This window comes from Crocinitomicaceae bacterium (assembly GCA_016708105.1).
Lineage (GTDB): Bacteria > Bacteroidota > Bacteroidia > Flavobacteriales_D > Crocinitomicaceae > JADJGJ01.
Map to the genome: position 1 here is coordinate 562,603 of JADJGJ010000001.1, position 23,676 is coordinate 586,278.

18 protein-coding genes and 1 tRNA gene are annotated in these 23,676 nt (G+C 37.2%); 9 read left to right on the forward strand and 10 right to left on the reverse strand.

Annotation, left to right across the window (positions count from 1 at the left end; genetic code table 11):
• Window positions 1-379: 379 nt before the first annotated feature.
• Together IPH66_02315 and IPH66_02320 are read left to right on the forward strand one after the other, a co-directional pair.
• Window positions 380-2,755 carry a tetratricopeptide repeat protein gene (locus IPH66_02315; protein MBK7128187.1) on the forward strand — a complete coding sequence of 792 codons (2,376 nt, stop codon included), beginning with the start codon at window positions 380-382 and terminating at the stop codon, window positions 2,753-2,755.
• Window positions 2,756-2,979: 224 nt separating this feature from the next.
• Entirely contained in the window at window positions 2,980-4,368 is a 1,389-nt protein-coding gene (locus tag IPH66_02320) for a tetratricopeptide repeat protein (GenBank protein ID MBK7128188.1), read from the forward strand.
• Between the two features lie 126 nt (window positions 4,369-4,494).
• On the opposite strand, the gene IPH66_02325 is transcribed toward IPH66_02320, so the two are convergent.
• The 3 genes from IPH66_02325 to IPH66_02335 all read right to left on the reverse strand — a co-directional run bounded on the left by IPH66_02325 (window position 4,495) and on the right by IPH66_02335 (window position 7,708).
• Window positions 4,495-5,724: a hypothetical protein gene (locus IPH66_02325; GenBank protein ID MBK7128189.1), complete on the reverse strand. Its 1,230-nt coding sequence runs from the start codon at window positions 5,722-5,724 to the stop codon at window positions 4,495-4,497.
• A gap of 259 nt (window positions 5,725-5,983) precedes the next feature.
• A tRNA-Met gene (locus IPH66_02330) sits at window positions 5,984-6,057 on the reverse strand.
• Between the two features lie 76 nt (window positions 6,058-6,133).
• Entirely contained in the window at window positions 6,134-7,708 is a 1,575-nt protein-coding gene (locus IPH66_02335) for a hypothetical protein (GenBank protein ID MBK7128190.1), read from the reverse strand.
• A 151-nt stretch (window positions 7,709-7,859) separates the two neighbouring features.
• Here IPH66_02335 and IPH66_02340 point away from each other — a divergent pair, with 151 nt between their 5' ends.
• Window positions 7,860-8,861, forward strand: a complete 1,002-nt coding sequence (locus IPH66_02340; protein MBK7128191.1) for a ketoacyl-ACP synthase III — start codon at window positions 7,860-7,862, stop codon at window positions 8,859-8,861.
• Window positions 8,862-8,887: 26 nt separating this feature from the next.
• Here IPH66_02340 and IPH66_02345 read toward each other — a convergent pair whose 3' ends face one another.
• Genes IPH66_02345 through IPH66_02355 form a run of 3 tightly spaced genes read right to left on the reverse strand, consistent with a single transcriptional unit; the run spans window position 8,888 to window position 12,888 of the window.
• A complete protein-coding gene (locus IPH66_02345) occupies window positions 8,888-9,346 on the reverse strand; it encodes a DUF1801 domain-containing protein (GenBank protein ID MBK7128192.1) in 459 nt (152 codons plus the stop codon).
• 56 nt (window positions 9,347-9,402) lie between these two features.
• Entirely contained in the window at window positions 9,403-9,840 is a 438-nt protein-coding gene (locus IPH66_02350) for an SRPBCC family protein (protein ID MBK7128193.1), read from the reverse strand.
• A gap of 45 nt (window positions 9,841-9,885) precedes the next feature.
• On the reverse strand, window positions 9,886-12,888 hold the full coding sequence (locus IPH66_02355; GenBank protein MBK7128194.1) for a CotH kinase family protein: 3,003 nt from the start codon (window positions 12,886-12,888) through the stop codon (window positions 9,886-9,888).
• A gap of 148 nt (window positions 12,889-13,036) precedes the next feature.
• Between IPH66_02355 and IPH66_02360 the strand changes: the two genes are divergently transcribed.
• Together IPH66_02360 and bioD are read left to right on the forward strand one after the other, a co-directional pair.
• Window positions 13,037-14,134, forward strand: a complete 1,098-nt coding sequence (locus tag IPH66_02360) for an aminotransferase class I/II-fold pyridoxal phosphate-dependent enzyme (protein ID MBK7128195.1) — start codon at window positions 13,037-13,039, stop codon at window positions 14,132-14,134.
• A gap of 2 nt (window positions 14,135-14,136) precedes the next feature.
• Window positions 14,137-14,760, forward strand: coding sequence for a dethiobiotin synthase (gene bioD, locus IPH66_02365; GenBank protein MBK7128196.1), 624 nt, complete (start codon window positions 14,137-14,139; stop codon window positions 14,758-14,760).
• A 210-nt stretch (window positions 14,761-14,970) separates the two neighbouring features.
• Here the strand turns inward: bioD and IPH66_02370 are convergent, their stop codons facing one another.
• Window positions 14,971-15,432: a 3-oxoacyl-ACP synthase gene (locus tag IPH66_02370; protein MBK7128197.1), complete on the reverse strand. Its 462-nt coding sequence runs from the start codon at window positions 15,430-15,432 to the stop codon at window positions 14,971-14,973.
• A 294-nt stretch (window positions 15,433-15,726) separates the two neighbouring features.
• Between IPH66_02370 and folE the strand changes: the two genes are divergently transcribed.
• Window positions 15,727-16,413, forward strand: coding sequence for a GTP cyclohydrolase I FolE (gene folE, locus IPH66_02375; protein ID MBK7128198.1), 687 nt, complete (start codon window positions 15,727-15,729; stop codon window positions 16,411-16,413).
• 24 nt (window positions 16,414-16,437) lie between these two features.
• Here the strand turns inward: folE and IPH66_02380 are convergent, their stop codons facing one another.
• From IPH66_02380 to recG, 3 genes are all read right to left on the reverse strand, one after another.
• Window positions 16,438-17,022, reverse strand: a complete 585-nt coding sequence (locus IPH66_02380) for a hypothetical protein (GenBank protein MBK7128199.1) — start codon at window positions 17,020-17,022, stop codon at window positions 16,438-16,440.
• A 23-nt stretch (window positions 17,023-17,045) separates the two neighbouring features.
• The gene (locus IPH66_02385; protein MBK7128200.1) at window positions 17,046-18,416 is read right to left on the reverse strand and encodes a WG repeat-containing protein; all 1,371 of its coding nucleotides are present in this window, start codon (window positions 18,414-18,416) and stop codon (window positions 17,046-17,048) included.
• A gap of 73 nt (window positions 18,417-18,489) precedes the next feature.
• Complete coding sequence (recG, locus tag IPH66_02390; protein MBK7128201.1) at window positions 18,490-20,589, reverse strand: ATP-dependent DNA helicase RecG; 2,100 nt, start codon at window positions 20,587-20,589, stop codon at window positions 18,490-18,492.
• Window positions 20,590-20,630: 41 nt separating this feature from the next.
• On the opposite strand from recG, the gene IPH66_02395 reads away from it, so the two are divergent.
• The 3 genes from IPH66_02395 to IPH66_02405 all read left to right on the forward strand — a co-directional run bounded on the left by IPH66_02395 (window position 20,631) and on the right by IPH66_02405 (window position 23,675).
• Window positions 20,631-21,680 (forward strand): hypothetical protein, encoded by a 1,050-nt coding sequence (locus tag IPH66_02395; GenBank protein ID MBK7128202.1) that lies wholly within the window; start codon window positions 20,631-20,633, stop codon window positions 21,678-21,680.
• A gap of 81 nt (window positions 21,681-21,761) precedes the next feature.
• Window positions 21,762-22,658, forward strand: a complete 897-nt coding sequence (locus IPH66_02400) for a hypothetical protein (protein ID MBK7128203.1) — start codon at window positions 21,762-21,764, stop codon at window positions 22,656-22,658.
• Window positions 22,659-22,817: 159 nt separating this feature from the next.
• Window positions 22,818-23,675 (forward strand): hypothetical protein, encoded by an 858-nt coding sequence (locus IPH66_02405; GenBank protein ID MBK7128204.1) that lies wholly within the window; start codon window positions 22,818-22,820, stop codon window positions 23,673-23,675.
• Window position 23,676 lies beyond the last annotated feature (1 nt).

Sequence of the window (23,676 nt, forward strand, 5' to 3'; positions counted from 1 at the left end):
GATTAATGAGCTTTGCGTTGAAATTTTTATATTTTTTATTAGAATTAAACGTCAGAGGGGGATTGGGTTTTTGAAGGTGTTCAAATTATACTTGAATGAAGTAAACTGCTTGTAATTTTAAACTGATTTTTATTGCAGAGTTTTTTAACGCTCATTTTTTTGTGGAACTTTTGGAACTCAAGTGACATTTCTGTTAAAGTCCCTCAAGTCACTTATGTCCAACAAATGAAAATACATTGCCTTTAAGGTAAATTATGCCTCGATATTAGATTTACCTTACATGCCTAGTAAACCTGCTACGAATAGAAATAATTTTATACCTTAGACCAGTGATTGCTTCTACCAATCATTAAACCCAAATCTTGTTATACTGAATTCTTTGATTGTAAAAACAAATAGCAAACTGCTTAATATCTGCACGTCTCTGTTGGCGTTTAACCGGTATTGCCTTAAAAAAATACTTGGGCAACCGTTGATTAATTTATTGGTGGTGATACTTCTCTTGCCTTTTGGCGTTCATGCACAGCTCACAGCAGAACAAGAGAAAAAGGTAGATTCATTAAAACAGGTTGTTCAATACGCACCGCATGATACATTGAAAGTGAATGCCATTCTGGCCTGGGGAAAAACTATTCGTCGGGCAGACGGAGAGACATATCAAAAATTATTGGATAAGGCAGATAGTATATGTGACCTTAATTTGACAGTAAATCAATCCAGCTCTCTTCAAACATTTTTTATTAAGAAGAAAAGTAAAATCATCAATTTGCGTGGTGACTTTCATCGTGATCACGGGGATTATGATACGGCACTTGGTTTTTATACCCAGGCGCTTAATCTAATAAAACAAACCAATGATCAAATTGAACTGGCTGCAACTTACAACAGCATTGGAATTGTTTATGGCATGCAGGCAGATTACAAAACCTGTGAAGAATGGATGATGAAAAGTCTTGCCATTTATGAGCAACTTGATGATAAAGATGGGATGGCCAGTACATATAATAATTTAGGGAACATACATTATTACCAAGGTGATTATAAACCAGCCATAGACTTTTGGTCACAAAGCCTTAAAATGAAAGAAGAGACAGGGGATAAAAGAGGTATGGCAAATACACTCAATAACATTGGAAATATTCACAAAGCTCAAAATGATAATGAAAAGGCAATTGACTATTACAATCAAAGTTTGGCTCTTTATGAAGAGTTGGATGCGCCTGACGGAATGATTACTACTTCATCCAATCTTGCCGGCATATATTTGGATTTGGGGCAAATTGAAAAAGCGCAAAGTCTCTACTGGATGTGCTATGAAACAAGCCTGTCTCTTGATGATAAAAAAGGAATTTCAGATGCATACAATGGATTAGGAATGGTGTACAAAACCCGCGGGAATTTAGATAGCGCTGAAATTTATTTTAACCATAGCTTGTCTTTGCGCGAAGGCATGGGTGATGCAAAAGGAATCGCAGAAACATTGAATCATTTGGCCGGTATTTATTTTGAAAAAGGTAGAATCAAAGATGCTATACAACTCTCTGAACGATCAATGAATTTAGGCAGAGAAATGAATTCACTCACACATATAAAAACCGCCGCAGAATTATTGTGGAAAATCAATAAAAAAATAAATAATCCGGCAAGGGCACTAGAGATGCACGAACTATATATTCAGATACGTGATAGTTTACAAAGTGAAGAAAATAAAATGGAAATTATTCGTCATGAATTTGAATATCAATATGAGAAACAAGCTGCCGCAGATAGCATACTGGCTTCAGAATCTAATAAAATAAAAGATGCTCAGATACATGCTAAAAATTTGGAAAGTAAACAGCGCAAATTAGAAAACTACGTGCTATTGGGCATTTTGGCGATCACATTGGTTTTAGGTGGAATTATTTTTCATCGTTTCAGAGTCACCAAAGTTCAAAAAGGTATAATTGAAACTCAAAAATTACAAGTTGATCAGGCTTACGGAATTCTTGAAGTAAAAAACAGAGAGATTACTGATTCTATCAAATATGCGCAACGCATTCAAAAAGCGATATTACCCACAAACAAACGAGTGAATGAATGTTTGAAAGATTCATTCATTTTGTATCAACCCAAAGATATTGTTGCCGGAGATTTTTATTGGTTAGAAGAGCGAGACGGAAAAATACTTTTTGCTGCAAGTGATTGCACCGGACACGGTGTTCCTGGTGCAATGGTTTCAGTTATTTGTGTGAATGGTTTAAACCGCGCTGTGCGTGAAAACGGGTTGACAGAACCCGGAAAAATTTTAGATAAAACACGTGAATTAGTCATTGCCGAGTTTGAAAAATCTGACGACGAAGTAAAAGACGGAATGGATATTTCACTTTGCTCACTTTCATGGCAAGATATGCAGATGCAATGGGCAGGTGCCAATAATCCGCTGTGGATTTTCAGAAAGGACAAACAAGAAATTCAGGAAATAAAGGCCGATAAACAACCTATTGGAAAAGTTGAAAATCCGGCTTCCTTTAAAACTCATCAAGTTGCAGTAAATAAAGGAGACATTATCTATTTAATCACGGATGGATTTAAAGATCAATTTGGCGGTAAAAAAGGTAAAAAGTTCAAAGCTTCTCATCTGAAAAACTTGTTGTTGTCCGTTTGTGATGAATCTATGGAAACGCAGCGTAAAATTATTTCTGAAGCATTTGAAAACTGGAAAGGAAACCTTGAACAAATTGATGATGTGTGTATTTTAGGTGTGAGAATTTGACGAGCAGATTTATTTTTTAGCCACACTTTATTGTAAATCAAATTTAAAAATTCAGGGAAAGACAGCGTGGTGCCAGCTCATTGGTTTGTCTATCTACATCGGATATAATTTCAATGGCGCATAATGAGCGGTGCCTACAATTGATTATCATAGAATTTTTTCAGTTTTCTATTGATTCATGAATTGAGTATATTTAGAAATTATATTTTTCAAAATCAATTTTTATGTTGGGTAGATTATTTTTAATTCTGATGAGTTTAATGGTTGTTTGTAATGCGGCTACTGCGCAAACAGATAAGTATACTGATAAAATCATGGATTTATACAACGAAAGGGAATATTTAGAAGTTGTGAACTATAAATCCAAAAAGGAATCTGAAATGGGATCAGCAAGTCTCTTCATGAAAGGACTTTCTTGTTTCAATTTGAAAAATGAAAATAAAGCCATTTCATATTTTGATAAAGCAATTGAAAAGGGCCCTGTTGATGCAGATATGTATTACTATAAAGGGGTGTGTCATTTGATACGTGAAGAATACGATGAGGCAATTCAGGCACTCACACATGCTGTAAATATCGAGGCTTATGATGATATGTATTTTAGAATGTTTGGGCACGCATATTATTTTCAGGAAAAATTTGACTCAGCATTGGTTTGGTATGAAAAATCTGTTGAGATAAACAAGAAAGAAGGTATTGTGTATTACTACATGGGTGAGTGTCACAAAGGTCTTGACCAATTTGATGAAGCGGTTGCAGATTTTTCTGTGTATCTAGAATTATCTGAAAAAAAGAGTGAGAAAAAGGAAGCTGGTTATTTAATCGCATCGTGCCAATATCTTGGAAAAAAATATACCGATGCCAAATCAACTTCACGCAATCTAATCGCTAATTACGCTAAAGATTACCGCTTATATTCTCTGCTGATTCAATCACACATTTCACTGAATGAAATGGATAGTATAAGTCAGTATATAACTGCTTTGAATGATGGTAAAAAGAACGATATTTTATTCCCTTCAGGCATGCGGGGTAAATTTCAGATTGATCAGTTCGAAACAGAATTGTACACGGTATGTGTGTTCCAAAGTTATGATGATAAATCAGATCAATATTATAGTTGGAATCATTATTTTGAAGTGCAAGATAAAGAAGGAACAACCTTATTCATCATGGAAACACAACTTGATTCAACGGCATCTAGCGAAAACACCTATGTGTTGTATAAAATTCAGGGTGATTCACTTTTTAAATATAATCAGGTTGTGTATGACGAACAATTTTCCTATCTGGCATTCAGAGAATATGTAAAAACGGTTATCAATGGAGATATACCTCATGAGATGATGACAGTGGGATACAAGACTTGGCTTCAAAATCTTAAAAAGCAAAAGCACGGAGGCAATGGAATGTCATTTGAAACCGCCATTATGGTCAACAGTATTCCTGAAGAGTATGAATACGTGCGTGAAACTTATCCCGGCTCAACATTTATGATGCAATCACTGGTATTTCATGAAAATACACCGTATGATATTTTACATATAAAAACAGAAGATGGCGTAGAGTTAGATATCTATTTTAACATTGAAAGTTTTTTTGGAAAGTACTAATGAGAGCACCGCTAGGATATAAAATATTATATGGCCTGTTCTTTTTTTATATAAGTTGCTTTCCTTCTTTTGCACCTAAGAAGAAATTGTTGAAAAATATTTAAGAAAAAACAAAACCCGCAATCGTTAGTACCCTTCACATTCAGCAAGCGGATATTTACTTGTGTCAACTGTGTAGAACGAATTTGTACCGGGTGAAATGCCCCAGTGACTTTCTATATCACTTTCGCCGCGTTTGCTTATAAACCGGATGTAGGTATCATTCCCAAGATATCTGTCACCACTGGTGTTGGCCTCAAATTTTTCAGAATAGCCAAACACTAAAGTATATTGTGTTTCCTGTTCAAAAATGCATAATAAAACATTATTTCCTATCCCCCCGGTATTGTCACCTGGTATATAATAATTACTCCCGTAATCATCTGAAAACGGATATAAAACAAAGTGTTCCGGTCCGCCGGCATGACAGTTTTCCAGAATTGCATACCCTTCATACTCTTCACTCAAGCGAAAGCGTGGTTTGCTGAATTCATCAATTGCTGACTTGCAGTTTTCATAGTTTCCTTTGAAAGATGTTTCCCATTCAGGAGCACCCCAGTCAGAATCTAAACTCCACTGCCAGGTGAGGGTATATTCAAAATTTCCAATTCCGGTTTGATAACTTGGATCAGGTTTAAAATCATGTTCTTTGTGCGTGAGAATAATTTGTGGAAGATTTTTGCCTTTTTTCTTAAACTCAAAGTTTTCCATGATCCCGGAAAAATCATCTAACTCACCTGCAACACAATTTGTACGTGCTGTAATGGCTGTCTTTTCCAATCCATTATTACCGTCGTACAGCACAATAGTATGGGTGATATGAAAATCAGTGCGGTAACTTTCATCCATTGTAAGTTGAAAATCCTCTGATCCGTCTCCTTTGAGATCATAATAAATTGGCGCAAGATTTCCTTGATACAAATTCATCGTAAAATTATTATTGGTGATTATTTGTTGCACCTCATTGAATGTTTCATTGTCTGTATTTTCAGTGATAATTTTTTCAAGAGGATTCATGACAATACAATATTCACTTGAATAATTTCCCATTGTCTCACTGAAGTTGATGATTCTGAAAAATCCGTTTTCTAGAATGCACTCACCGCTAATTTCAAAATCAGAAGGATACATTGATATTCTACTCTCATTAAATGTGCTGATGAAAGCCTCAGCGGATGATGTGTCATAAGTGAAAACCTGGGTGGTATCTGCATTACCGGAAACATCCGATTCAGAACTGCCAACACCTGATTCAGAACTGCCGCTACAGGCAGTGATTATGGCAACCGGAAAAAAGAATAATAAAGTACGTTTCATCTGACCAAATTAAAAGAAATAAACGCGCAAAGAATTGTCATTGGGTTAATTTTGAATTTTTTTTACACGAATATTTTGCAGGCATATAATAAACAATTAGCCCGTAAGGGAAGCTTGGTAATGCCCTTGGCTTTAATTGAATGATCACTACAGAAATTACTAGGTGCTGACAGACACAAACTTCAAAAGAAAATAAAATCAGATCATTCAGCTCAACAAAAGATTTCATGAGGATTTGAAATTAATGCAAGCTTAAAAGTGGCGCGGGGGAGAGTTGAACTCCCGACCTTAGGGTTATGAATCCTACGCTCTAACCAACTGAGCTACCGCGCCGGCATTTTTCTTTTGCGGGTGCAAATATAATTGATTTTCTATAATCTTGAACATTCTTTCTTTTTCATTCTCTTTTTTATGGCCTGCCGCCCTTTCTGCCGGTGGATTGCTGTTGTTTGAGTTTTTCCTTCACTTTTTGCTCAATGGGCTTATCTTCTATCTTACTGTCCAGGTAGGAGATAATATCGAAATAATAGAATGCTCGACGCTCATAAATATTTTTTTCAAGCGGAACCAATTGCCGTTTTAATGCACTGAATTTTGCAATGAGCACTTCACGGGTTACTGCGTCTCCGGCTTCACGCAAGAATTTCAGAATGTATGATTCGTATTTCCCAAATTCCTTTTTGCGCAATAAAAAACGATAAGTAGCTCGGATATTCATCTCAATCATATTGGTGTCATTCAATTCATAGTAGCAGATTAATCGCAGAATACGGGCAAAGGCGTGCAGGTCTTCACGCAATGAGGTATCCGGTTCGTATATAACAAGGTTTAGATAGCGGATTGCCGTTTTAAAATTGCTACTACCCACATACAGGCAAGCAATTTTGTAATAAAAAATCAACACGGTGTGTTTGTCTAATAGGTGGATAATATTATTGAGTTCATCCTGAAATTTTGAAACTATTCTGGTGCCGCTCCGATATTCACCCAGCATAAAGTGGCGGTTGATTTCATGAATATAAATGGTTTTGAAAAGATTGAGATTGAGGTGTTTTGTCAAGGTGATTTTTGTGTTTCGTTTAATAGCGGTGAGCTGGCGGTGCATTAACATAAATTCTTCATACAAATCAAGCTTGTTGAGACATACCAATATGGTGTTGAGCGCCCTGATGTAAAATTCAGTATGGAAGGATTGCATCTCTTCATGTTCAACAAAAAGGTTCACCCATTTTCTGGAATACCTAAGTGCTTTTTTGAAATCTTGTATAAAAAGATAATATCCGCATAGCGTGTTGTAGAGATGAATTAATTCTGTAAAACTTAATTTAGATTCAGAAAATGGTGGCAAATTTTGATCAAGATATTTTTTAGTTCTTTTTAAGTCATCGGGGTTACGAATAAATCCTTGTTTCTGATAATATGAATTCAGTTTGAGCGCAAGATTTGAAAAGCTGTTGATGTTGTGAATGGCATGGTTCGCCAATTGTGATTCATGAATAAGATTGTCAGTGCGTTCTGAAATATTTTGCCTCATTCCTTGTCTGAGCGCATTTTTTTCAAGCTCTAATAGTTCAGGCATTAGGGCAAAATAATCCGCTTGTCTTGCTTTTGCTTTTGCCTTGTCAACCAATGAGAGTGCGTCAGCATACAAACATTTTTCATAAAGTATGCGAGCATTTTCAACCAAATGAACAATCTGATGTGACATAGATTTTTTTGGTGCGTTTATTCGCAGACTTCTCAAAATCTGATCATACAGGTGTGCTTTCATGTTGGGAATTTGCGTATCAGAAATCTGTGGAACTTTTTTTCTCAGCACTGCTTCATCATAAACGTGCATGCTGTCTACCACATCAAACATGCTGACAAATTTTTTATTCTCCTCCGGTGAAATACGTTTGGTAAATAATTTAAAATGCCTTTTCTCACTTTTTGAGAGACTCTTTATCAGATTAAAAAGTTGTTGTGAAGCAGGTTTAGACATCGTATTAAAATAAAGTTAATAAAGGGTTAAAAATAAGCATAAAATGGGACATTTAGCGCATACATATAAAATTGAACATCGTATAATGGATTTGATTTTGGTTTGGTTTAAGGTGGATACCGGACTTAAATTTGAGACTCAAACAAAATCCATGAATAAAAAAATCACCGCATCAATTACCGGGGTTGGAGTTTATCACCCTGAATATATTCTGACAAACGAAGAAATGGAAAGCATGGTTGATACCACCAATGAGTGGATTGTAACCCGCAGCGGAATTTCAGAACGCAGAATATTGAAAGATTCAACAAAAGCATCATCGTATATGGCTTTTAATGCAGCCAAAACACTGCTTGATAAGAAAGGAATTAATCCGCTGGATATTGAATTGATTATTGTAGCTACGGTTACTCCTGATCATCCCTATCCGGCAACCGCTAATATTGTTGCAGACCAATTGGGTGCAACCAATGCGTGGGGATTTGATTTGCAAGCCGCTTGCTCAAGCTTTATTTATGCCTTGCAAACAGGAACAAAATTTGTTGAATCAGGTACGCATAAAAAAGTGTTGGTTATTGGTAGTGATAAAATGTCAAGTATAGTGGATTATACTGATCGTCGTACTTCCATATTATTCGGTGACGGTGCAGGGGCTGTGCTGCTTGAACCTTCAACTGATGACACCGGAATATTGGACGCACGCATGTATGTTGACGGCAGTGGAAAAAAATATCTCTATCAACCTGCCGGTGGTAGTATGATTCCTGCCTCTTTTGATTCTGTTTTGAACAAGCAACATTTTGTGCACATGGATGGTCAGGCAGTTTACAAAGTGGCTGTTACAAAAATGGCAGATGTTTGTGAAGAGATGATGTTGAGAAATAAATTAACTGCTGATGATGTTGCTTTTCTGGTTCCGCATCAGGCAAACAAACGTATTATTGAAGCGGCAGCTGATCGTATGGGAATTGGCATGGATAAAGTAATGCTCAACATTCACAAATTCGGCAACACAACCAGTGCAACGTTACCACTCTGTTTGCATGATTGGGAAAGTCAGTTGAAAAAAGGAGATAATATTATTCTCACAACCTTTGGTGCAGGCTTTACTTGGGGAGGTATGTATGTGAAGTGGTCGTATGATAGCAATTAGCCTGTTAGAATCAGTTATCTAACAAACTATTTCTTTATAAAACTCTGCGTATACAACGCAACCCAGTCTTTTGGCTTCATTTTGGCTGCAAGTTCACCAATTAATTTTAAGGGAACATGCTCTGCCTTTTTAAAACGGATACAACTTTTACCCATGTCTAATTTCACGGTTTGAGTTTTCTTGTACTCATTTGTAAACCACGTGTACAACGCAGGATCAGCGTAGATACCCATGTGGTATAAGGCAATGAAATTTTTCTGATTTGCAAGGCTCATGAATGGTAATGGCAGTTTTGGATCACAGTGATATCCCGCCGGGTAAATGTTGTGTGGAACTACCCAACCTGGCATACCATAACCCATACATTCTTCAAATCCTTTGGGAATATTCTTCTGAATCATTTTTCGAATTTCTTGCATTATTTTTTTTCTCTCCTCAGGGAGTTCAGCATAATACTGATCAGGTGTTTTAGCTTTTGAGTTCATGGGCTCCACTATTTGGTATTAATTAGTTGCAAGGCCTCAGTGCCGGTTGCGAAAATTCAAGATTGTGATTCTACAAACTTTTTAAATGCAGACAAATTTTTAAGGGATTGTTTTTTAAATATTCCGCTCATCAGTGGTGCAAGTATTTTCATGATACCAACAAATTGAAAATCTTCAGTACTATAATAAGTTGTGTAGTTTTCATTTGTTTTTTCAAACCGCGCTTCAATGATGTTGTGTACACCTTTTGATTGGTAACTGGCTTTAAAAACTGTAGGCAGATTACGGTCAAGAATTGTTTCTGTCAAAATTATTTTTTTTCCGTTGACATTAAAAGTGAGTTTTGATTTCGCTCCTTGTTTTCCCGGCTCTCCATCAAGATGTTCAAGCTTTTCCAATCCTTCCATCCAACGATGCAGATTGGTTGGATCATCAAATAATTGAATGACAAAATCAATTGGTTTTTCTATTACAGTTTGAACGGTGTACTTCATGTTGTCCGAATGAATTACCTATCAAAATTATATAATTTCAACAACTTAATGCTTCACAAACCGCAAGTTGATGTATTCATTTTCATTTGTTAATCTGACAAAATAAATACCTGATTGCAGCATACTGACATCAATAATTTGTTTGTGGTCACCATTGCTCAGCACGCCGGTAGATACCGTACTTCCATTCATGTCTACTATTTGATACGTTGCGTTTTGGATAGATGCTCCGTTTTGGCAAACCAGGTAGAGTTCATGTTGTGCCGGTGACGGATAAATCATAAAGTTTTCATGATCAGTGCCATTCACAGCGCTCATATCAACAACAAAATAGGCTGTGAAATTTACTGTTGCATTAGTTAGTGTATCCAAAAAAGTATCGTTCAACGGATCAATAATTAGTGCATCCGTTCCCCAATGATCAAAAAGCCAACCGAAATTGTGAATAGCTTCAACCTGAATAGGCACCCCGTCAAAATAAATTCCATTCCACGGATAGGTATCAGGAGTAATAGTGCTGATTTGTATTTTACCTGCTCCAGCAGGATACACATCAAGCGTCACATCAACTTGTTGCGGCAAGCTAAAACCAGACTGAATATCATCACGCACTTGTTGTCCACGACAAGCTAATTCATTTTGAAATGTGATATGATCATTATAAAAATCCAGCATTTCTCCTGGCACATCCCACCAATCTCCCCATCTTGCAAATTCATTTGACATCTCAGGATATACTTGATCAAAAATACCTTGTTCAATTGCAAGCAGACGATCAGTTTGATAAGCCGTGTTCATCACATCTGCATAACGATTGATGAAATAATTTTTGAATTGATCATTTTGAATTCCCTGCAGCCAGATATTAATATATGGAATACCGGTAGATTGCCCCATCATGTATCCAATCATATCAGAATAGCAATCGGTCCATCCGTTCGGTTGAAGTGAAAGTTCAAGATCAATGGTACAAAAACGCCATGCATAATTTGTGGCGTCTGCACGGTAGGCTTTGATATTATTCTGCGGCCAATCAACGTTGCCCATCCATGATTCACCAATGATATAATCAACATAATGTTCCATATCAAAATGCACGTCAGCCTCATCCCAAAAAGTAGGTGATGCTGGATCAATAGTAAGAAACTGATCGTATGAATTCCAGAAATTATTGACATCACCTTCCGTAGCGCGGAGAATTAAATTATACCAATAACTGAGGCCGACAATTTCAATGGTTGAAGGGTCAGCGGTATCTTGAAATTCAAACATCTGCGCATCATATTTTTCACGCAGTTCATATAAGCCAAAATAATCCCCATTGATATAAACAGAAACCGGACGCCAAGTAGAATAATATGCATTCAAACCGCTGCACATCATTTTAACTTGTGAGGCATCTTTATAGGGTAAAGTGAGATATTGATTTGATCCGTTGCGTAAATAAAATGTGTTGTATTCTGTTCTGCCTGCGCGGTCAGGAATTACTCCATGCACAATAGGTTCATCACCCAAAACACCATTCGTCCATTCAACCCTGAATGAGTGTTGTGGTTGAGAGCGTGAACCGCCAGCACCGCCGTCAATCATGATACCTGTATGTTGTGAAAATACCAGCGGATGAGTTGACATAGAATCAAAATATTCAACATGTGCAGGTCTCAGCCAATCTTCCCACCAATTATCAAACATTCCATTTGCACCATACAAATTTGCATCATCGGTGATAACTGAAATAATAGGCGTAATATGATTGACTCCAAAAAAATATGATGCCGAAGTAACAGCACTTGGTAAACTGTCGCTGTCAAAAACACGGGCTCTCAAAACGGTAGTAGCTGTGATGGGTATTCCGCCCCCGCTATACACCGTTGATGTTCCGGTTGGTTCACTTCCATCTGTTGTGTAACGCACCGTTGATGGCAATGCATTTGGATTGGTAATGGAGACAGTGAATGGAGTAGAGAAGAAGCCTGAATTAACTGAGAATACTGGTGAATTCAAATATCCATTATAGGTAGATGATCCATTGTTGCTGGCGTTTGGAGTAGGAGTTCCAAATATTTTTTTAGTTATGGATGCATCTGGGAAACAACCATAACTATCATCATAACCTTCTGTGTGTACGGTTAAATTACTCATCACTGACAGACCCGGTGTCATTAGAAAAATAGTTTCTCCGTCACCATCAATACTAAAATTGGCGTGATTTAAATTTCCTGAAAGTGGAAAAAAATCATTGGTCATTTCTGTATCAGGCACTGCCTTCATGCTAATTTCAATATAATCATATAGCACCGGATCGGTAGAAACCACATCAAAAGCGAGAGAAGTAATATTGCCTGCTGTTAGTCCGGCAGCAGTTAGTTCAGATGCAGGAATGATCATTTGTGTGCGAGAGCTCCAATACCAGTTTCCATAAGGTGCAGGGTAATCATACGGAGAATTTTGTATCGTGCCGGTTCCAATTTGCATTCCGTTGAGCAACATGTTAGGTCTGAGTGCTGCTGTATTACCGGTTGTTGCAGAGCATGATGCAGGGCTGCCGTCATTGAATGCAAAAGTAGTTGACTGGTAGGGTGTAGTTGATTGATTAAATACACTGTTGGTAATATATCCGGTGCTGCTGTATGAACAAATATTTACTACAATACTTGAAGTGCCATCCCAATAAAAAGGTGTGGTAAAGTTATGTGTGTTCCATCCGGTGGTTGGTGTGAATGCTCCGGTATTTAATACCGTTACAAAACCCGGTGAGGCATAACGATCTTTGCTGCTGCAGTAAATGATTTCATAATCTCCCGGATTCATGATCAAATGAGGCAATAACCATTTAGTAGGTTCTGATAAATTATCGGTAAGAGAATAATTATACAAATCAAGGGTGGTTGAACCAGCATTATATAGTTCAATCCAATCTTCAAATTCTCCGTCTTCATCAACTAAAACACTGTAATTTTTATTACATCCTTCGTTGATGATTACTTGTGAAAATGTAGCTATTCCGGTCAACGAAATCGCTATTCCGAGGGTCAATTTTTTAATCATACTTTCGCTTTCTGAGAATTCTAAGGTATGAATAATAATGCACACTTAGATAAAATCGTTTTAACTATACACCCGAGTGCTGATTTGTTTCTACATGAAATGGCAGCAATATTTATTAAATTAGAAGCCGCAAACATTTACCAGATCTGTGAAATTACCTGAATCTATAATATCAAAACTAAGACAACGAAAAGAGCAGGATGCTTATCGTGAATTAGTGATTCAGGGAAACAAAGTTGATTTTTTTTCAAATGATTATTTGGGTGTTGCCAGGTTGCCGTTTGAAGGGAATTTGCAATTCGGCAGTACAGGTTCACGATTAATTTCAGGCAATACAAAATTTACCGAACGACTTGAAACGTATCTGGCTAATTTTTACGGACACGAAAGTGGATTGATTTTTAACTCAGGTTATGATGCTAACCTTGGTTTTTTTTCTTGCGTGCCGCAAAAAGGAGATACCGTTTTATATGATGAGTTGATTCATGCTTCAATTCGCGATGGCATAAGACTTAGTTTGGCAAAATCATTTTCATTCAGGCATAATGATATGACTAGTCTGAAAGAAAAAATAAAACATGCTGAAGGTTCTGTTTACATCGCAGTAGAATCTGTGTATTCTATGGATGGTGATCAGGCACCCTTGGATTTACTAACGGAAATTTCACAAGCATACAACGCCTATTTGATAGTAGATGAAGCTCATGCCGGTGGAGTTTTTGGAAAAGGTGGAAGCGGCTTGGTAACTGAAAAAAAATTGGATCAGTTTGTCTTTTGTAAACTCATCACTTTTGGTAAAGCATACGGCAGTCATGGTGCAATTTTATTAGGGGCGAATGATTTGAGAAATTATCTCATCAATTTTTCACGACCATTTATTTATACCACAGCATTGTCGTTGCATGCGCAAGAGCGAATTGAATTTGTTGTAAACCGGGTTGCAACAATGGATCAGGAACGGAACAAACTTTTTGAAAATATTCAATTTTTCAGATCACTTATCAATCAATATCATCTTAATTGTATCAATAGTGAATCAGCCATTCAAAGTTTGATTATACCGGGCAACAAACAAGCGCGCGCACTGGCAGAAAAAATTTTAAACTCAGGTTTTGCAGTGAAGGCAATATTGTCACCAACTGTACCTGCCGGGCATGAGCGAATCAGAATATGTTTACACAGTTATAATTCAAAAGAAGAAATAAGCGGATTAATTTCAGTCATCTTGCAGGAATCAAACAAGTAATCATGAAAAGATATTTTGTCGGCGGAATAGGAACAGATATTGGCAAAACAATTTGTGCTGCTATATTGGTTGAAGCCTTGCATGCTGATTACTGGAAACCGGTTCAGGCGGGCAGTTTAGAGTTTACTGATACAATGTGCGTGCGTGATTTAATTACCAATTCAAGTTCAAAATTTCATGCTGAAAAATACATACTGAATGCTCCTATGTCACCGCATGCCGCAGCAAAATCAGATGGAATAGAAATTCATCTGCGTGATTTCATCTTGCCTGACACAAAAAATAATTTAATCATTGAGGGTGCCGGTGGATTACTCGTTCCGCTTAATCATCAGGGTGATTTTGTGATTGATTTGGCCAAAAAATTTGGAGCAGAAATTATTCTTATATCAAAAAATTATTTGGGCAGTATCAATCATACCTTGTTAAGTATTGAGGCAATTCAAAAGAGAAATATTCAGGTAAAGGGAATTATTTTTAACGGTGAACCAAATGATGAAACAGAATCAATTATCTGCAAACTTTCCGGATTAAAAAAATTAGGTTCTGTGCCATTGACTGAACAAATTTCTAGAGAATTTATTTTTGAACAGGCGAGTAAATTGAGAGCAGCCTTAGAACGCTGAATTCGCATGCACAGGCCGCGACCTGCGCCTACAGAGTGGATATTACGTGCAACTCACTTAGTTAAATATTTTTTCTATCGGCTTCATTCTCAAATGATGAAATCCATTCCTAAAGTTTGATATGGAATTTCATTTCTAACGTGTTTAGAAATAAAGATAAAAATTGGGATAAAAATAATGAAGCTGGAGTTTAAACACTGGCACTTCATCTTATTCAACATCCAGCACCTGAATCACTTTTCCGTTGAATGAAACTTTTTCACCGATTTTTTTTCCTTTCAGCGCTTGTGCAATTGGAGCAGACATTGAAATGGCGAAATAACTTTTTTTCTCCAGATCAATTTTACCGGCAGAAATTCCGATATAATAGATACCCAAATCAGTAGTAACCAAACTACCCGGTGACACTTGATTATTGCTAACAGCCGGATCAATTCTCAACATTTCTTCTTTGAGTTTGCGTGCTTCTGCCACATGTTTGGCCTGTTGCTCTGCTTCAATTTGCAACATTGCTTTGCTATTGTCATCTTCACCTGAAGTGTTTTTGGTTTCTTCATTTGCAGATTCCTGTGCCATTTTATAAGCTACCGAGGCGGTTTCAATGCGCTTTTCAGCATACACAAGACAAGCTTTGTGAAGGGCTTCTTTGATATTTGCTTTCTTTTTTGCCACGCTAATTTGAGATTTGGTCGCCAAAGGTAAGAAATTCAACCGTCATTCTGACAAACCTGAAACTTTTATGACTTTTGATGAACAATTGCAAGCCACCTATGTTATTTAAGTCGAACAAACAGCGCACAATTGATTTTACCACGGTGGGACAAAAACCTTCTGAAGCATATATAAAATCTTGCTTGGAGGCATGAGTTAACTAAAGGTACAATTGCATTGTGAAAGATATCTGAAGTAACAGAGAAACAGTTGTTGTAATTATTTGTGATTATCTTACTAAATTTGGCACTCTTTATGAAAACGGTAATGGACAGCACCTTTCAACAGACAGACGAACAAGACGAACGACATTTTTCAGCAAGCGGTGATACACCAATGCGTCCTGATGCATTTGCCTTACCTGATGATCAGAAAATTAAACTCATTGAGGAAAAATTTGCTGAGATCATGCATACGCTTGGTCTTGACCTCACGGATGACAGCCTCAAAGGCACGCCGCGTAGGGTTGCAAAAATGTTTGTCAAAGAAATTTTTGGTGGCCTTGATCCAAAAAAAGCACCCACCTCATCTGATTTTGATAATAAGTATAACTACACTGAGATGTTGGTTGAAAAAGACATCACGGTCTATTCAACATGCGAGCATCATTTTTTACCTATTGTTGGCAAAGCCCATGTGGCCTATTTTTCCAATGGTCATGTGATTGGTCTTTCAAAAATGAACCGCATTGTAGATTATTATGCTAAACGTCCGCAGGTGCAAGAGCGCATGACCATTCAAATTGTAAAACATCTGCAAAAATATCTGGGAACTGAAGATGTGGCTTGTGTCATTGATGCAAAACACCTCTGCGTAAATTCACGCGGTATCCGTGATATTCAAAGCAGCACCGTAACAGGTGAGTTTGGAGGCAAATTCAAAGACCCAGCCGTTAAACAGGAGTTTCTGGATTATTTGTTGATGAAGTTGGATAATAATTAATACCCATTTTCAGGATACAAAATCTTACTTCTCAAATCTGTAATCCAGTCCAAAAGACAAACTCATCAAGTCTGGATATCCGGGAACAAAGGAAACGGTGAAATTCAAAGCTTGTCCTAACTCGTATTTATATTCAAATTCGCCACCATACCAAATAAAAAGATGTTGGTATTTATCATCAACTGATCCTTTGAAACGATTTTGATTTTGATAACCTTCCAATTGTAGCCAATTGCGGCGAAAAACCAGAGTTGGCCCCAAGCCACCGTATAAGCCATGTTTTCCTCGTTTGAAAATTTTTGCACGCAAACCAACATGACTAAAGCCTCCTAACCTTTCTGCACAATCTGCATAAAAAGCCTGAATAATTTTAACTGAAATCAAGTCTTTGAAAATGTATTTTTCATACATGAATTCTGCTCCAAAATTCATTACAAAATAGGCTAACGGATCTAACTTATTTGGCATCAGAAAGGCGTTTTCTTTTTCACCCTTTGGATGAATACTTAAACCAAAAAATTTAATTCCAATATTTTCCTGTGCATCACAAACTGGTGCAAGAAAAAAAATGATTATAAAAAGTTGTAAAAAATTTCTGACTGAAAACATCTCTTTACAACAGGTTTAAATAATCAACGCTTCAACTGATTATAAACCACCCAAGCGGTGTTTCCATCGCTGTATTTTACCAGGTAATAATGTTCAGTAACCTGCTCAATGGTTACCGGCAGGTATTGACCTGACTTATTTTTTTGACAAGTTGCTTTGTCACCAATCTGATATTCTTTGGCAAAATTTTGTTCAGAAAATCCTGTGGCAATTGGCAGGTCTGTGACGTTTTCTTTTATCCATGATTTGCCTTCTGAAAATGCACTTACCTGTTTGTATCGCGCCTCAATATAAACTGTGCCATCTGCATTTAAAAATCCGCATAATCCATCAGGTGAGGTATATGGAAAATAAGGTGACCCATTAGCATCAACAACATATTTTACCGGAATTTTTGCAAAGCTTTCTCCCTTGATATTGAAATATATTTTGTCTCCGTTCTCTTCTTTTTCACAACCAAAAAAACCGGTATTACCTGAACCAAAAATGCTGGCGTATTCCATGGGAATAATAAAATTTCCAAGTGTGTCAATCACACCGTATTTACCTGCTTTTTCAACTATGGCAAGTCCATTCTCAAAATCAGTGCCGTTATCAAATTGCGGTTTAATTACCCAAACATTATTCCGGTTATAATAACCCCAACCGGTTCTATTACTTGAATTGGTATAAGATGCACTAAGTCCGTTGCTGAAACCCATGCAATTTTTTGTAAGCGTTGGTTTGAAAATCACTTCACCTTTTTTATTGATCAAACAGGTTACGCCATTAATTTGCACCCTACATTCTCCATGTTGAAATGAAGAGGTTCCGGCTTGATTGAATTGAAACGGAATAACCACTGCACCCGTAGTATCAATGAAACCGTAATTTGCCGTAGTACCTTCATAAGGCATCACACAGGCAAGGCCTTCATTGAAAGCATCTCCGGTGTATTTGCATGGAACAATCAATTCACCTTTTCTATTCACAAATCCCATTTTACCTTCTGCATCAAATACGCTGCAAAATCCTTCTAAAAAATATCCAACTTGTCCCCAGGTTTGATCAGACAATCGCTCACCTTTTTTATTGATGAGATGATAGACATTGGTGCCCGGTTCCATTACCCAGGCAACTCCAAATGCAAAATCTGTTGCACGCTCATATTTGCAAGGTATGGCAAGATTTCCTTTATCATCCAAATAACCCCAGCGGTAGAATGATTTTTGACCATCCAGCACAGATTGACTGACTTGTGCCATGCCGTCAGAATAACTATACACAGTGCTGACTTTGATGCTGAACATACGTTCTCCTTTTTCATTTATGCAGGTGTAAAATTTTTCTTGTGCAATTGAAATTTGAAAACAAATCAACAGGGTACTGAATGCGCAGATTAATTTTGATATCATAACTGGTATTTTTATTAAAGATAGAAAAAATGAAATAGAATCCAAGGTAGAAAATTGAGGTAGTTGATTGGATCTAACTAATCCTTGACCAATTAGGTTTTTCTTTGAGAATTTTTTTCAATTCTCTCACAATGAAACGATGTTCAATTTTTTCAAATGTCGGATCCTCATCAAGCAGCTGTCGTGCTTTTTCTCTGGCAAGTGAAACTATTTGTGCATCACGTGAAAGATCAGATAATTTCAAATTGAGCAAACCACTTTGCTGAGTTCCCATGATATCACCGGGACCGCGCAGGCGCAAATCAGTTTCAGCAATTTTAAAACCATCGTTTGTTTCACACATGGTTTCAAGACGAGCTTTTGCATCTGCCCCTAATTTATAACCGGTCATTAAAATGCAATAAGATTGATCAGCGCCGCGTCCAACTCTGCCGCGCAATTGATGCAGCTGTGACAGTCCAAATTTTTCAGCACTTTCAATGATCATCACGCTTGCGTTAGGAACATTTACGCCAACTTCTATCACCGTAGTTGCAACCATGATATTGGTAATTCCTTTCACAAATTGTTGCATCTCATAATCCTTCACTTCGGGTTTGAGTTGTCCGTGTACAATGCTTACCCGATAATTTGGCAAAGGAAACCTGCGAACAATGGAGTCATATCCATCCATCAGGTTTTGGTAATCCATTTTTTCTGATTCTTGAATGAGTGGATAGACTACATAAATCTGACGGCCTTTTGCAATTTCTTCCTCCATGAATTTAAACACCTTTAGGCGTGCTGATTCAAAGCGGTGTGACGTGTGTACAGGTTTTCTTCCGGGTGGCATTTCATCAATGACAGAAATATCCAAATCACCATAAAACGTAAGTGCAAGTGTACGTGGAATAGGCGTTGCAGTCATTACCAATACATGCGGAGGTAAGGTGTTTTTTGTCCACAATTTTGAACGTTGCGCTACACCAAACCGATGTTGTTCATCAATAATAGCAACACCCAAATCTTTGTATTCAACTACTTTTTCAAGTAAGGCATGCGTACCAACCAGAATATTAATTTCACCACTTTTTAATCTTGCGTGAATGCTTTTGCGTTGCCCTTGTTTGGTTGAACCGGTCAGCAGTTCAATATTCACGTGCATGTCTTTCACAAATTCACACAAGGTATTGTAATGTTGAGTAGCCAAAATTTCAGTAGGAGCCATGATGCACGCCTGGTGCCCGTTGTCTACTGCTATCAACATAACCATTAATGCCACCAATGTTTTACCGCTACCTACATCCCCTTGCAATAGTCGGTTCATGTGGATGCCGCTTGCCATGTCTTCACGTATTTCGCGAATCACTTTTTTTTGTGCACCCGTAAGTTGATAGGGGAGATGCTTATGAAAAAAATCATTAAAAACATCACCTACTTTTTGCATGCGTATGCCTTTTATTTTTTTCTGTGTAATTTGTTTTCTAATTAATAATTCAAGTTGAAGCAGAAATAATTCTTCAAACTTCATTCTGAACTGCGCACGTTTTGCAAGTTCAAAATTTGAAGGCGCATGGATTTGCAAGTAGGCTTGTTCACGACTTAACAAGCCCAGTTCACCTACCAATTGTTGTGGCAGAAATTCTTCTATCTGATTTTGAATTTGAGGCAGTAGTTGCGCCATGATATGTTCAAATCCCTTTGAGGTAAATCCAAGTGACTGTAATTTTTCACCCGAGTGGTAAACAGCCTGCAAACCTGATGGTGGCGGTGATTGATTCGTAAGAATTTCCATCTCAGGGTGTGCAATGTTGATGCGTGCGCCATATTGTTTTGGTTTACCGTAAACAATTAATTCAGGTAAGCTGATTAATTTCGGTTTGATCCATTTACCACCTTTAAACCATACTAGGTCAAGAGAACCTGAGCCATCATCAAACCTTGCCTCAAGCCTTTTTAGGCGTCCGGTGGTTACCTCTTTGATATGGGTGATGCGCCCTTTGAGTTGAACATATCCTTCAACCAATCCGATATCTGAAATTTTCTGGAATTTAGTTTTGTCAACATAGCGAAAAGGAAAATAGTTGAGCAAATCACCAAAGGTAAATATCTGAGCTTCTTTGCGCAATACAGCACCACGCTGAGGACCTACGCCTTTCAGATATTCAATTGGGGTGCTGAGCAAATCATTCATCACTACAAAATTTCATATATTTATCGAACTATCCCCGCTTAATGAACAAATTTTTATTCCATTGCCTGTTTGTAAGTTGCCTATCCCTTACTTTTTATGCGTGTGTAAAAAAAGATTTGGGCGCAGTCTCTTCCTACCAATCAAGCGTGAATGAATCAAAAAATCACGGCGATATCAGCGTTTCAGAGATTTTAATTGAACTTGGAGAACCGAAACCTCTGCATTACATAGCGCGGATTGATGCAGATTCAGCTCGTCTGGGTGAAGAACTTATCAGGTTCGGTAAATTTTCTGACGGATCAAATAAACGAATATCTAAATATTTTGTGTGTACTGATTGTCATAATCAGGTGATGCAATCTGCTGATCCTGCTGATGAATCTCCTCAAGCGGTGATTGAGTACGGAATACAAAATAAGATTCCTTTTCTTCCTGCTTCAAGTTTTTACGGAATGTATAATAAAGAGAGCTGGTATAATGGTGATTATCAAAAGAAGTACGGAGAATTGGTAATACCTGCCAGAGACACGCTTTATCAAGCAATTCAGTTGTGTGCAACAGCATGTTCTCAAGGCAGATTATTGGATAGTGTTGAGGTGCGTTGTATTTTACATTATTTTAAAGAGCTTGAATATAAAATTGCAGATTTGGTATTTAAACCAACAGAAATTGATTTATTGAAAAAAGCCATATTACATGATCATGTTTTGGCGAGAGAAATTATTCATTCAAAATATATTGAGACCAATGATGCAACATTTGGCACTTCTGAAATTCCGGTGATTGATGGATATCAAGCTAACATGAAAAATGCTGAATATATTTATGAATATGGATGTCTACATTGTCATTCACCTGAGCGTGGTATTACCAATTTTGATTTGGATACCTCGGCATTATCATTTCGTTTTTTAGATAGAAAAATGTACCAATACAATTCGTTTTCCATTTCACATATTACACGTTACGGCACGTATGCTATGAGCGGGCGCAAACAATATATGCCTCAATATACATTAGAGAAAATGAGTAATGAACATCTGCTTGATTTGATTGCCTATATCCAGAAGAAAGCAGAATCAAAAAATTAATACGGCATGACAACTGAAATGATAATAGAAAGGTCAGACTTGTTTGTAAAAACAATTCATCAATCGTCTCTTAAAAAAATTATGTCAATACCTATTTTTTTCTTGTTGTTTCAGACTAACGGGTTCATGCAAGATTCTGCTTATGTAAGTGCTGAACCGGTTGATTTTATTTCATGGGTAGATAAAACACCTGTGAGAGATCAGTTTGCCGGCACACGTGTCATCAATTTGCACTCAGTAGATATGATACCTGCCCGATCACTAGAATTTATTGTTGCCCATAAATTCGGAGATATTGCCGGTGCTGCCGGCGGTGTACCAGGTTGGTTTGGTTTTGATAATCTGGCTGATGTAAGAATTGCATTTGAATATGGTTTGACTAAAAATATCAACTTAGGTTTGGGCAGAAGTAAAGGAACGGGATTACTCACGCAGGTAGCTGATGGTTATTTCAAATACAAACTACTTCAACAGAACAAAGGAAATATGCCGGTCACCTTGGTATTGATGAGTTCCTTATCAGTCCCATACGGAGCCGCTTCTGATGATTCAACTTCGATCACTTCATATCCAGATTTTTTTCATCGGTTTATTTACAATTCTCAAATATTAGTTGCCAGAAAATTTTCTGATCGTATTTCTGTACAAATGAATTTTGGATATAATCATCGGAATTATGTTGATTATCGTGATCAAAATGGATTGACTTATCTGGGTTTATGCGGCAGATTTCGTATCACCAAAACCATTGGCTTATTGGCTGAATATACTTATATCCTACATCGTCCGGGTGAGGTGAATTATACTAATCATTTAGGATTTGGTATAGAATTCATCACCGGAGGTCATGTGTTTTCATTGAACTTTACCAATAGTCGTGCTGTGACAGAAAATCTTTTTATTCCTGCAACTACTGAAGATTGGCTCAAAGGACAATTCCGTTTTGGTTTCTCTGTGAATCGCAGGTTTAAGCTATGATTTGATATATGTGAGATAATATGAATGCGGGCATGAAATAAAATACTTGTTGTAACAAACTTTTTATACTTTTCATTCGTTAAGTAATGTGAGAGCTGATTGAAAACGAAAACCATTAACGAAAATTCCTACGGCACAACAAGATTTAAGTTCAGCGAGATGATAAAAACAGCAGTATTCATATTCATAGTGATGTTAGCATTTGTGAGTTATTCAGCTCAGAAGGGAATCTTCAGTACCTATCATCCAAAAACAGAGATAGTAAATTCATCCATGAATCCACCGGCGGCTAAAACCGGCGCACCGGGTGAAGGAAATTGTACCAGTTGTCATTCGGGCAGTATTCAATCTCCAACAGGCATTATTGATATAAGTTTTTCAGGCGCCGGAAACGAATATGTGGTTGGACAGAATTATTCATTTACCATTTCAACATCATCAGGTGCCAAGAATGGATTTCAGGCAACTATCCTCTCTTCAGAAAACACGAAAGCAGGTGATTTTACATCTGGCACAAATTATAGTATCGCAACATTATCAGGCAGACAGTATGCCAGACATAGTACATCTGCGGGTATAACAACATGGACAGTGAATTGGACAGCACCAGCTGAAGATGCCGGTGATCTTACGCTCTATTACAGTTTTGTAAAATCAAACAACATGGGTAATACTTCAGGTGATTTGGTTTACCTCGGTCAGTTCAATCTTCAATCAGCTATTTTCAATACCATAACACCCTATGAAAAAACGGGAGAATCATTGCGCGTGTATTATGACGCATCACAAAAAATATTCAAAACAACATTTGAATTGTCAGAGACAGATTATGTGTTATTTCAAGTATACTCTCTGGATGGAAAATTGATCACTACATTAAATCCAGGTTTGTTGAGCGCAGGAAAGTATCAGTATGAAATTTTTGTTGATGCTGATCTGGTGCCCGGTATTTACGCGGTTTCTGTTTTTATTGGTAACATGGTTTACACGCATAAAATACCTGTTCAGAATGATTGAT

Excerpts from the sequence above, each read along its gene's own strand:
- IPH66_02320 (MBK7128188.1), top strand. The coding sequence starts at position 2,980 with ATGTTGGGTAGATTATTTTTAATTCTGATGAGTTTAATGGTTGTTTGT.
- IPH66_02325 (MBK7128189.1), bottom strand. The coding sequence starts at position 5,724 with ATGAAACGTACTTTATTATTCTTTTTTCCGGTTGCCATAATCACTGCC.
- IPH66_02335 (MBK7128190.1), bottom strand. The coding sequence starts at position 7,708 with ATGTCTAAACCTGCTTCACAACAACTTTTTAATCTGATAAAGAGTCTC.
- IPH66_02340 (MBK7128191.1), top strand. The coding sequence starts at position 7,860 with ATGAATAAAAAAATCACCGCATCAATTACCGGGGTTGGAGTTTATCAC.
- IPH66_02345 (MBK7128192.1), bottom strand. The coding sequence starts at position 9,346 with ATGAACTCAAAAGCTAAAACACCTGATCAGTATTATGCTGAACTCCCT.
- IPH66_02350 (MBK7128193.1), bottom strand. The coding sequence starts at position 9,840 with ATGAAGTACACCGTTCAAACTGTAATAGAAAAACCAATTGATTTTGTC.
- IPH66_02355 (MBK7128194.1), bottom strand. The coding sequence starts at position 12,888 with ATGATTAAAAAATTGACCCTCGGAATAGCGATTTCGTTGACCGGAATA.
- bioD (MBK7128196.1), top strand. The coding sequence starts at position 14,137 with ATGAAAAGATATTTTGTCGGCGGAATAGGAACAGATATTGGCAAAACA.
- folE (MBK7128198.1), top strand. The coding sequence starts at position 15,727 with ATGAAAACGGTAATGGACAGCACCTTTCAACAGACAGACGAACAAGAC.
- IPH66_02380 (MBK7128199.1), bottom strand. The coding sequence starts at position 17,022 with ATGTTTTCAGTCAGAAATTTTTTACAACTTTTTATAATCATTTTTTTT.
- IPH66_02385 (MBK7128200.1), bottom strand. The coding sequence starts at position 18,416 with ATGATATCAAAATTAATCTGCGCATTCAGTACCCTGTTGATTTGTTTT.
- recG (MBK7128201.1), bottom strand. The coding sequence starts at position 20,589 with ATGAATGATTTGCTCAGCACCCCAATTGAATATCTGAAAGGCGTAGGT.
- IPH66_02395 (MBK7128202.1), top strand. The coding sequence starts at position 20,631 with ATGAACAAATTTTTATTCCATTGCCTGTTTGTAAGTTGCCTATCCCTT.
- IPH66_02400 (MBK7128203.1), top strand. The coding sequence starts at position 21,762 with ATGTCAATACCTATTTTTTTCTTGTTGTTTCAGACTAACGGGTTCATG.
- IPH66_02405 (MBK7128204.1), top strand. The coding sequence starts at position 22,818 with ATGATAAAAACAGCAGTATTCATATTCATAGTGATGTTAGCATTTGTG.